Origin of the sequence: Ruminococcus sp. RTP21358st1_G6_RTP21358_211008, assembly GCF_040908885.1 — a bacterium.
GTDB lineage: Bacteria > Bacillota > Clostridia > Lachnospirales > Lachnospiraceae > Blautia_A > Blautia_A faecis.
In genome coordinates this window covers 39,039-48,467 of record NZ_JBDGDM010000033.1, presented here as the reverse complement: position 1 = coordinate 48,467, position 9,429 = coordinate 39,039, and the positions used below count along the sequence as shown (strand labels likewise).

11 protein-coding genes and 1 pseudogene are annotated in these 9,429 nt (G+C 43.6%); 8 read left to right on the top strand and 4 right to left on the bottom strand.

What is annotated here, in order from left to right:
* Positions 1–104 precede the first annotated feature (104 nt).
* Positions 105–437 (bottom strand): helix-turn-helix domain-containing protein, encoded by a 333-nt coding sequence (locus tag AB5Z12_RS13560; protein WP_173735011.1) that lies wholly within the window; start codon positions 435–437, stop codon positions 105–107.
* 399 nt (positions 438–836) lie between these two features.
* Between AB5Z12_RS13560 and AB5Z12_RS13555 the strand changes: the two genes are divergently transcribed.
* Positions 837–1,874, top strand: coding sequence for a DUF3878 family protein (locus AB5Z12_RS13555; protein WP_173770931.1), 1,038 nt, complete (start codon positions 837–839; stop codon positions 1,872–1,874).
* A gap of 8 nt (positions 1,875–1,882) precedes the next feature.
* Here the strand turns inward: AB5Z12_RS13555 and AB5Z12_RS13550 are convergent, their stop codons facing one another.
* Together AB5Z12_RS13550 and AB5Z12_RS13545 are read right to left on the bottom strand one after the other, a co-directional pair.
* Positions 1,883–2,314: a threonine/serine exporter family protein gene (locus tag AB5Z12_RS13550; protein ID WP_148462219.1), complete on the bottom strand. Its 432-nt coding sequence runs from the start codon at positions 2,312–2,314 to the stop codon at positions 1,883–1,885.
* Between the two features lie 5 nt (positions 2,315–2,319).
* Positions 2,320–3,084: a threonine/serine exporter family protein gene (locus tag AB5Z12_RS13545; RefSeq protein WP_173715802.1), complete on the bottom strand. Its 765-nt coding sequence runs from the start codon at positions 3,082–3,084 to the stop codon at positions 2,320–2,322.
* A gap of 211 nt (positions 3,085–3,295) precedes the next feature.
* On the opposite strand from AB5Z12_RS13545, the gene AB5Z12_RS13540 reads away from it, so the two are divergent.
* From AB5Z12_RS13540 to AB5Z12_RS13510, 7 genes and pseudogenes are all read left to right on the top strand, one after another.
* Positions 3,296–4,816: a C69 family dipeptidase gene (locus tag AB5Z12_RS13540; protein WP_173770930.1), complete on the top strand. Its 1,521-nt coding sequence runs from the start codon at positions 3,296–3,298 to the stop codon at positions 4,814–4,816.
* Positions 4,817–4,935: 119 nt separating this feature from the next.
* Positions 4,936–5,289: an Hpt domain-containing protein gene (locus AB5Z12_RS13535; protein WP_148462144.1), complete on the top strand. Its 354-nt coding sequence runs from the start codon at positions 4,936–4,938 to the stop codon at positions 5,287–5,289.
* 145 nt (positions 5,290–5,434) lie between these two features.
* A pseudogene (locus AB5Z12_RS13530) lies at positions 5,435–5,563 on the top strand (AzlD domain-containing protein); the annotation flags it as partial.
* A gap of 17 nt (positions 5,564–5,580) precedes the next feature.
* A complete protein-coding gene (locus tag AB5Z12_RS13525) occupies positions 5,581–5,691 on the top strand; it encodes a DUF6783 domain-containing protein (protein WP_368356938.1) in 111 nt (36 codons plus the stop codon).
* A gap of 115 nt (positions 5,692–5,806) precedes the next feature.
* Complete coding sequence (locus AB5Z12_RS13520; protein WP_368356930.1) at positions 5,807–6,985, top strand: PLP-dependent aspartate aminotransferase family protein; 1,179 nt, start codon at positions 5,807–5,809, stop codon at positions 6,983–6,985.
* Positions 6,966–8,141, top strand: a complete 1,176-nt coding sequence (locus AB5Z12_RS13515) for a MalY/PatB family protein (RefSeq protein ID WP_368356931.1) — start codon at positions 6,966–6,968, stop codon at positions 8,139–8,141. Before AB5Z12_RS13520 ends, AB5Z12_RS13515 begins: the two co-directional genes overlap by 20 nt.
* Positions 8,142–8,227: 86 nt before the next feature.
* Positions 8,228–8,863: a DUF4317 family protein gene (locus AB5Z12_RS13510; protein ID WP_368356932.1), complete on the top strand. Its 636-nt coding sequence runs from the start codon at positions 8,228–8,230 to the stop codon at positions 8,861–8,863.
* A gap of 115 nt (positions 8,864–8,978) precedes the next feature.
* On the opposite strand, the gene AB5Z12_RS13505 is transcribed toward AB5Z12_RS13510, so the two are convergent.
* Entirely contained in the window at positions 8,979–9,428 is a 450-nt protein-coding gene (locus AB5Z12_RS13505; RefSeq protein ID WP_118582867.1) for an HD domain-containing protein, read from the bottom strand.
* Position 9,429: the final 1 nt, after the last annotated feature.

The window sequence follows — 9,429 nt, the reverse complement described above, 5'->3', positions numbered from 1 at the left end:
TTTAGACATAAAATATGCTCCCTCCTAAGTGACAAGTTTTTATTATTTCACTTGTCTACCTAGAAGGGAGCATATCAAATAGACAGCCCCTTTTACGTTCAGAATCAATCTTCTTCCATCCATACCTTCATGGTTTTCAGAAGCTTTTGTTTCTCTGGAATACTCATTTTATGTACCTGCTCGGAAATCTCGCGGTCCAGGGCAGTTTCACGGTATTCAGAATCAATTCTGCCAATCAGGGAATCCAGGGAGATGTTCAGCAGTCTTGCATAATAAATAAGGATACGCAGGGACATTGCAGTACGGTTATTCTCCACGTTGCTGATGTAGCCAGGAGTTACATTCAGAGCTTTGGCAACTTCCGCCTGGGTAAGCTTCATTTTGATTCGCAGTTCTTTCATTCGGGATCCTAAGTTTTCGTAATCAATCTGATTCATATTCGTTCTCCAATCTTTTTAACAGGTGCCGAACTGGCTTACCTGTGATTTTACACGCATTTAAGCTGCTTTCCAATTTGAACAAAATCTTCTGCAAATTCTGACGCACATCTTGCAGAAAACCCTTTTCAAACAGTTTCTTCAAACATGCTCTGGCAATCTATGGAACGGTTTCACCGCTTCCTGATTGCCTGCGGGTTCTTATATTATGGAACGACAGCTTCTTTATCCATAATATAAAGTATATAGAAAATATATGAAAAATGTAAGCTGTAAATTGTATGCTATTTATTTTATAGCTATATATCTGTTGTCGTTATTTTGACATTTCTGTCAGATACCCATATAATAAAAAGTGAAATTGGAAACAGGAATCGAACAGTTTGAGGTAATCATAAGATGCAGGATACATTTGAAATGCTGGAGGAGCTTTTGGAACAGGAGCAATTTGAATTGCTGTTTCCGAAAGAAAACGGAGCACAGGCTGAATGGGAATGTTATGAGACATATGAAAATAATGAGAGAAAACAGGGCGAAAAAGACAGCCTTGCCAGAGTGGGAAAAGAGAAAAATCCAGGTGATATCCGCCTTGTTTATTTGATGAATGATGCCGTAGAAAGCTTTCTCATTTTCCGGGACGCCAGACTTACAGGCTCTTATCTGGAGAATTATGAAGGTCCTCTGAAATCATCCTTAAGTCAGGAAGGGGATGAATATATACTGGTAGTATGGCAGGGGGAGAACGTAGTCACCCTGTTTTTCAGAATGCTGGATCTGGAGGTTTATCTTTATAACTATGGGGAAATCGGTCATTTCTGGGTACCTGGGTATGAATATCTGCGTCAGCTGGAATATCGGATCGCCATTGCAAGAGATAAGCTGGAATATCTGGGAGAAGAGTTTTGCACAGAAAAAGAAAGGGCACTTGTGCAGCTGGCGGACTTTCCACCGTTGAATTATTGCTGTTATCCTGCAGTGCCGAAACAGTATATTGTGCCAAAGGAAGACCCCTGGAAGCCGTCTGCAGCAGCATTTCAAGTAATGGAAGAGCTAGCAAAAGAAGCTCGGGATTTTTCTCTGCTTCGGTTATTGCATGTTTATAAGAAATTTCCAGCTCCATTTATCGCCAGGATTTTTGCCAGGGTATTGCACAAGAATAAGCATAGTGCAGTGATTGATCTTCTTACCGGAAAAATAAAAAGCGCAGCGGCGGCTTATCCTGACCGGACTTTTGGAAATGAGGCTGATCAGCAGTTAAAAAGCCTGCTGTCAAAAGCGGGAAAACTGCAGGAAAAACTGACCCGGGACGGAATCCATGCAGAGATATTAAGAGAAGAGCCCTTTACAACAGCCAGAGACAGCCTGGATTTTCAGGTTTTTCTCATGGTTTGGAAAAAGGGCTGGCGGAATCGCAAGGTGGAAATCCGGAAACTGTGAATAAGAAATTATCGTGCTTTAACACTTCTCAGAAAATAACAGATCGCCCACGCAATACTCATCCCCGCGGCGATTCCAAATGCAAAGAGAAAGGTGTCCCTCCCATATTTAAGTGCCTGCATGGGATTTCCCTCTACAATACTGCTCATGCAGTAATAAAGGGTACTTCCGGGAATTAATGGAATCACGGAAGTAACGAAAAAAGAAGTGGAAGTTTCCTTGCAGATTCTTGCCAGGATTTCCGCATACACATCTGCAATAAAACCAGCCAGCAGTGCCGGAAGAAAAACACTTCCCCACAGACTCTTCCCAAAGAGAAAGACCAGCCAGCTAAGAAAACCACCGGCAGCAGCCAGCGGCAGATATTTAGTTTTCATGTGAAAAAGAAGACCAAAAGCCACAGATCCGATAGCTCCGGTAATCAGCTGTATAACCGTCATTGTGATCAAAGTCCAAACCTCCCAAAAAGAATAATTGCGCCCATAAAACCAAGTGCCAGTGCTGCTGCAAGAAGTAACGCGGCGATCAGCCTGATAATACCCGAAAGGGTATCACCAATGAGTACATCGCGGATCGCATTAGTTGACATAAGTCCTGGAATCAGAAGCATAATATCACCAATCATGATCTTATCCATGTGAAGGAAAGGACAGAGCAAAGTAAATCCGCAAATGGCGCAGCCTGTGAGAAAAGACGCTGCAAATTGGAAAGTAACCTCGTTCATACATACTGGTCTTAGATATTTTTGCAGGCTCCATATCAGGATTGCAGCAATGCCGGCAGTAATGGCATCCGGAATAGTGCCGCCGTAGAAAAGGGCAAAACTGCAGGCTGCAAGAACGCTTCCAAGCAGTTTCCAAAGAGGCTTAGGTCTGTTTGCATTGATCTTCTCAAATTCATTTCGCAGCTCCGCAGCAGAAACCGGATGACTGCAGAAACGGCGGCTCAGGTCATTGAGCTGCTCCAGCTTGGTGAAATCATTCCCCCCACATTCATGAATGCGCCGTGTCTGCGTCCGTGCGCCATCTCCGGGAAATTCCATAGTAATAACAATGCTGGACGTGATGACAAAAACATTCATATGGGTAGCACCACAGGCATAGCCCATCCGGTTCAGGGTGTCCTCCACCCGGAAAATTTCTGCGCCGCTGTTTAACAGTGCGTCGCCCATATCAAGAAAAACATGCAAATAATCTTTAGATGTCTGCATAAGGAATGCTCCTTTAAGTTATAGAAAAGCCTTGATGGGCAGGATTCTTTCGCGAATCATTTTGCTACGGGAATAAGATAAGTATAAAGCTTAATGGCAGGCAATACAACCGTTAAATAATTGATTTCCGGAATCTTGTATTCCATAAAATGCCCGATTGTGCTAACATAGAGCATAGTAGATTACGAAATATTTTCAGGAGGAAATTTAAATGGGTTGTACTACAATTTTAGTTGGAAAAAAGGCATCTTATGATGGTTCTACCATGATCGCAAGAAATGACGATTCCGGTTCCGGTCATTATATGCCAAAAAAATTTGTGGTGGTTCATCCGGAGGAACAGCCGCGGAAATATAAATCTGTGATTTCTCATGTGGAAATTGATCTTCCAGATGATCCAATGGGCTATACATCTGTGCCAAATGCAGTAGACGGCGAAGGAATCTGGGCAGCTAGCGGTGTAAATGAGGCAAATGTGGGAATGACTGCTACAGAAACGATTACCTCCAATCCCCGGGTACTTGGCGCGGATCCTCTGGTAACCTATCAGCCTGCAAAGGACGGTAAGGAGGAAGCAGCCGGTGGAATCGGAGAGGAAGATATTGTATCCATTGTTCTTCCATACATCCATAGCGCCCGCGAAGGGGTAATCCGCCTTGGAAGCATTCTGGAGAAATACGGAACCTATGAGATGAATGGAATTGCTTTCCAGGATCAAAACGAAATCTGGTGGCTGGAAACCATCGGCGGCCATCACTGGATGGCAAGAAAGGTTCCGGATGAGGCATATGTAGTAATGCCAAATCAGCTTGGAATTGATAAATTTGACTTGGAAAAGGCATTGCGGGATCAGGAAAAATATCGGTGCCCATGTGAGGAATATGCGGATCTGGAATACATGTGTTCCGCTGACCTGAAAGAATTTATCAGCAAAAATCACCTGGATCTTTCCATGGATGGTGTACTGAATCCAAGAGATGCGTTCGGAAGCCATGACGATTCCGACCATGTTTATAATACTCCTCGTGCATGGTATATGCTGAGAAACCTGAATCCGAAGACAAAAATCTGGGATGGCGTAAATGCAGAATTTACTCCATATTCTGATGATCTGCCATGGTGCATGATTCCGGAAAAAAAGATTACTGTAGAGGATGTGAAATATGTATTGTCCTCCCATTATCAGGGAACCTCTTATGATCCATATGCTTCCTATGGAGAAAAAGAACAGCGCGGAGCATTCCGTTCTATCGGTGTGAACCGTACAGATTTCCTGTCTCTGATCCAGATGAGACCAGGCATGGAAAAGGACTGCAATATTCTGGAATGGGTTGCATTTGCATCCAATGCATTTAATGTGCTGGTGCCGTTTTATGCCACAATTGATACCACTCCGGACTATTTTTCCAGCACCACCAGGGAAGTAACCACTGACAGCTTCTACTGGGTAAGCCGCATGATCGGTGCCATGGCAGATGCTTCTTATAAGAGCTCCATTTTCCATATTGAACGTTATCAGGAGCGTGTAATGTCAAAAGGCCACCAGCTGATTGGCAAATATGACGCTCTTCTGGAAAAAGAGTCTGACGCAGCGAAGCGAATGTCCCTTCGCCATCAGGCCAACCAGGAAATTGCGGATATGGTGAAAAAAGAGGCTTCTGACACACTGAATAAAGTGCTTTATGAGCTGAGTAATCAGATGAAGAATGCTTATTCCAGGTCTGATGCGTAATGTCAGAGCCTTTTTCAAACACGCTCTAGAAACCTGTGGACAAATTTCTTTCAATTTAATATAATAAAGTGCAGAAAGCAGTTACATAGGGAACCGGAATGAAAATTAAGGAGGCTGGAATGACAATAAAAGAATGTTATGAGAAAGTTGGCTCAGATTACGATGGAGTTCTGAAAAGACTGGGAAGCGAAGCACTTGTGAAAAGATTTGCAGTAAAATTTCTTAACGATCCAAGTTTTCAGGAGCTGACAGATGGTCTTGCCGCACAGGATGGAGAGAAAGCATTCCGTGCAGCCCATACCCTGAAGGGTGTGTGCCTGAACCTTGGATTTACAGAATTGTATAAGGTCAGTGCAGAGCTTACGGAGGTATTAAGAGGAAGAGAAACCGCAGGAAGTGATGAGCTTTACGCGCAGGTGAAAGAGCAGTACACGACCTTGACAGATGCTATCAGGGAACTGGCCGGTAATTAATGCCTGCTCCTATTCAGCAGATATCATCCCAAGAGATATTTTGTGAACTTCGTTTACAGAAAACCCAAGAAGTACGGTGCGAAAACATGGGAAACATGATTTCTGTGCATCGCGAAGAGTGTAACTATGAAGGAACGGAAGCGGACCTTATGGGCTGCCAGAAGCCATTGCGATTTTGTTTATCGTATTTTTGCATAAGTGGAAAAAGAATACACTGCTTAGTATTGGCGGTGGAACGATTTTGTATATGCTGCTGGTGCAGAGGGTGTTTTAGACCGTGTTTGAAAAAGTATTCCCGCAAATTGTGACGCACATCTTGCAGAAAGCCTTTTTCAAACACGCTCTGAAATTGGCAATACACCAAATCTAACATATCTAATCAGATATAGCAATATTCTATAACGAACTCAAGGTAAAATGAATTATACAAAATCCTCTTATCTTGCTATGATATGTTCAGACAAAAAAGAGAGAAAACATTTCTCTGAACGCGATCATACGAATCTGGAGGAAAATCATGGCAAGAGGAATCAATACAAAATGTTTACATTTGGAAGAAGAGGAAGGCTGTTGTAACAATTATGGCTCTATCAGTTTTCCGATTTATCAGACAGCAACATATGAGCATCCGGCAGTAGGCCAGAGTACAGGCTTTGACTACAGCAGACTGCAGAACCCGACCAGAGAGCATCTGGAAAAAATTGTAGCAACTTTGGAAAACGGAATCGATGCACTGGCTTTTTCCACTGGAATGGCAGCAATCACTCTGGTAATGGAGCTGTTTAAACCAGGAGACCATCTGATCATAGATGCAGACCTGTACGGCGGAAGCATCCGGCTTTTTGACAATGTTTCTTCGAAAAACGGGATCCATTTTTCCAGAATCGACTGTTGGAAAGAAAATGTGGAAAGTTATGTAAACGAAAACACAAAAGCAATTTATATTGAAACTCCAACCAACCCCATGATGAATGTCACTGATATTGCGGCACTTGCGGAAATTACAAAAAGACATAATCTCCTTCTCATAGTAGACAATACATTTTTATCTCCATATTTCCAGAATCCATTGGAACTGGGAGCGGACATTGTAGTGCACAGCGGAACCAAATTCCTGGGCGGACATAATGATACCTTGGCAGGATTTCTGGTAACCAACAGAGAGGATATCAGCGAAAAGCTTCGTTTTCTTATTAAAACCACAGGCTCCGGCCTGGCTCCTTTTGACAGCTGGCTGATCCTCCGCGGTATCAAAACTCTTGGAATCCGCATGGAGCAGGCACAGAAAAATGCTTTCAAAATCGCAGAATGGCTGAAAACAAAGAGCGCAGTGACCAGAGTAATCTATCCGGGATTACCAGATCACCCGGGATATGAGATTATGAAAAAGCAGGCCAGAGGATTTGGCTCCATGCTTACGTTCCAGCTGGAAAGCAAGGAATTTGCCCTTTCTGTCCTGGAAAAAGTGCGGATGATCAAGTTTGCAGAAAGTCTTGGCGGTGTGGAGACGTTGATCACATATCCAACTACCCAGACTCATGCGGATGTGCCGAAGGAGATACGGGAACGCAACGGAATTACAGAGGCGACCCTTCGCCTCTCTGTTGGAATCGAGGATACACAGGATCTTCTTGATGAATTTGAAAAAGTATTTGCAGAAACAGAGGAAGAATTACATGGCGGAAAGAAATCTTGATTTTGATAAAGTGATTAACAGAAAAAATACCAGATGTCTGAAATATGATTTTGCAGTAAAAAGGGGCAAGCCGGCAGATGTGCTGCCTCTTTGGGTCGCAGACATGGATTTTGAGACCTCTTCTTATATTGAGGATGCGCTGGTAGAGCGTGCAAAAGAGGGAATTTTCGGATACAGTGAGGTGCAGACCCCTTATTTTGAAATCTTGGCAAACTGGATGAAGACTCATCACAATTGGGACGTCCGGGAGGATTGGCTGATTAAAACGCCAGGAGTTGTTTTTGCCCTGGCTATGGCGGTGAAAGCATACACGCAGCCGGGAGACAGCGTGCTGATCCAGCTTCCCGTTTATTATCCTTTTTCAGAAGTTATTCGGGACAATGGCAGAAAAGTGGTGAGCAGCAATCTTTATCAGGGAGAAGACAACCGTTATCACATCGATTTCCAGGATTTTGAGAAGAAAATCGTGGAGGAAAATGTAAAACTGTTTTTCCTGTGCAATCCTCACAATCCGGTGGGAAGAGTGTGGAGCGCAGAAGAATTGGAAAAATTAGGAGATATCTGTGTAAAGAATGGTGTGACCGTTGTCAGTGATGAAATCCATCAGGATTTTGTTTTTAAGGGAAAGCATCAGGTGTTTGCCGGCCTGAAAAAGGAGTTTCAGGATATTTCCATTACCTGCACTTCCCCAAGTAAAACATTCAACCTTGCAAGTATGATGATTTCCAATATTTTTATTCCAAATCCGGAGCTTCGCCGAAAATTCCGGAAGCAGCTGGATGCGGCAGGAATCAGCCAGCTCGGGGTTCTGGGACTGGTGGCAACAGAGGCTGCTTATTCCAAAGGTGAAGAGTGGTACCAGGCAATGCATGCTTATGTGGAGGCGAATATCAATTACACAAAAGAGTATGTGGAAAAATATCTGCCTGGGGTGAAGATGACAGATCTGGAAGGCACGTATCTGGTATGGCTGGACTTCCGTGAGACAGGCCTGACCGTTGCGGAACTGGAGGATTTGATTCTTAACAAGGCCAGACTTTGGCTTGACAGTGGAAAGATTTTCGGAAAAGCAGGCGAAGGATTCCAGAGGATTAATGTGGCGTGTCCAAGGGCAACGCTGACGGAGGCGTTGGAGCGGATTAGAAAAGCGTTTTAAATGGAGATATTTTTACTTTCAGTTGTGTACACGCTCTAGGAATGGTAAAATGGAAAAAACATTTTGCGCATACACAGGAGAAAACCATGACCAACAAAATCGACCGTGAAGATATGCTGGCGCTGACCAGGAGGATGAATGTTGCCCGGAGTTCTTTTACAAGGATTGCGGGATGTTATGTGGATAAGGATGGGGACTTTGACGGCAGCTTTAACGTGAATTTTTTAAAGCTGTCCGCCGCAGAAAAGAAGAAAAACATTGAGCTTGCCAAGGTAGTTCCTTTTGCAGCAACAAATGTAAATCTGAAACGTTATGAATTTGTAGATGCAGACAGAAGGCCAGGAACCGTGTGGCAGCTTTTGATGGCAATCCGGGAATGTGGGCTGAAAAACGATGCTCTTATGGACAGTTTCTATGATCTTGTAATGGAGAATTATAAAAGCAGGAGACCTTATGCAGTTTATATTTTCCACGACAGATATGATATTCCGGCAAAGGCAGCAGATAAGGAGCGGTTGGGGGAATCAGAAGCTGTTTTTGAATATCTGATCTGTGTAATTTGTCCTCTTGCAGATGAATACGAGCCAGGTGAGCCGGAGTGCGGCTTTCTTTTTCCGGCATATACAGATGGAGGCGCAGACCTGAACCATGTTGCCGTATTCCAGAAGGATGCAGACAGGCCGCATCTGGAACTGGTGAGGTCGATTTTGCGGGTGAAATAATAAAAATTTAACAGTTGCTTTTGCAAAATATAAAAAAGGTACTCTGTTATATTGGTATCAACATAATTGATATTAATATAACAGAGTACCTTTTTACATAGTCTGGAGTTCTACTTTATGGGATATTTTCGTATTCCCGTATGATCTCCTTTGCAGCTGCATACTTCGTCCGCCAGTGCTTTAGCTGCATTGGATCCGGCGTGACGGAAGAAAGCCGTGTTTCATCTGAATTATGGGCGAGATCCGCAATCTTTACCTTACGAGCCAGCGGATTTTCGCAAAGTCTGCGCACATAATCCAGATAATCATCGGAAGGAGCGTGTGTAAGCAGCTGGACTGCCTCTGTGATCTCTCTTGGAAATTCCGCTTCCAGATCAGGAAGAGTCAGGGCAGTATCTTCCAGAACGTCATGAAGCAGGGCAATGCAGGTGGTAGTTTCATCTGTCATTTGTTCTGCAAGATGAACCGGGTGAAGAATATAAGGAACCCCACTCTGGTCGTATTGTCCTTCGTGTGCTTTATATGCAATTTTTATAGCTTTTATGGTTAAGGGAGTATAGACCATA

Bases quoted from the DNA above. Each gene is read 5' to 3' on its own strand.
- AB5Z12_RS13560 (WP_173735011.1), bottom strand. From the start codon at position 437: ATGAATCAGATTGATTACGAAAACTTAGGATCCCGAATGAAAGAACTG.
- AB5Z12_RS13555 (WP_173770931.1), top strand. From the start codon at position 837: ATGCAGGATACATTTGAAATGCTGGAGGAGCTTTTGGAACAGGAGCAA.
- AB5Z12_RS13550 (WP_148462219.1), bottom strand. From the start codon at position 2,314: ATGACGGTTATACAGCTGATTACCGGAGCTATCGGATCTGTGGCTTTT.
- AB5Z12_RS13545 (WP_173715802.1), bottom strand. From the start codon at position 3,084: ATGCAGACATCTAAAGATTATTTGCATGTTTTTCTTGATATGGGCGAC.
- AB5Z12_RS13540 (WP_173770930.1), top strand. From the start codon at position 3,296: ATGGGTTGTACTACAATTTTAGTTGGAAAAAAGGCATCTTATGATGGT.
- AB5Z12_RS13535 (WP_148462144.1), top strand. From the start codon at position 4,936: ATGACAATAAAAGAATGTTATGAGAAAGTTGGCTCAGATTACGATGGA.
- AB5Z12_RS13520 (WP_368356930.1), top strand. From the start codon at position 5,807: ATGGCAAGAGGAATCAATACAAAATGTTTACATTTGGAAGAAGAGGAA.
- AB5Z12_RS13515 (WP_368356931.1), top strand. From the start codon at position 6,966: ATGGCGGAAAGAAATCTTGATTTTGATAAAGTGATTAACAGAAAAAAT.
- AB5Z12_RS13510 (WP_368356932.1), top strand. From the start codon at position 8,228: ATGACCAACAAAATCGACCGTGAAGATATGCTGGCGCTGACCAGGAGG.
- AB5Z12_RS13505 (WP_118582867.1), bottom strand. From the start codon at position 9,428: ATGGTCTATACTCCCTTAACCATAAAAGCTATAAAAATTGCATATAAA.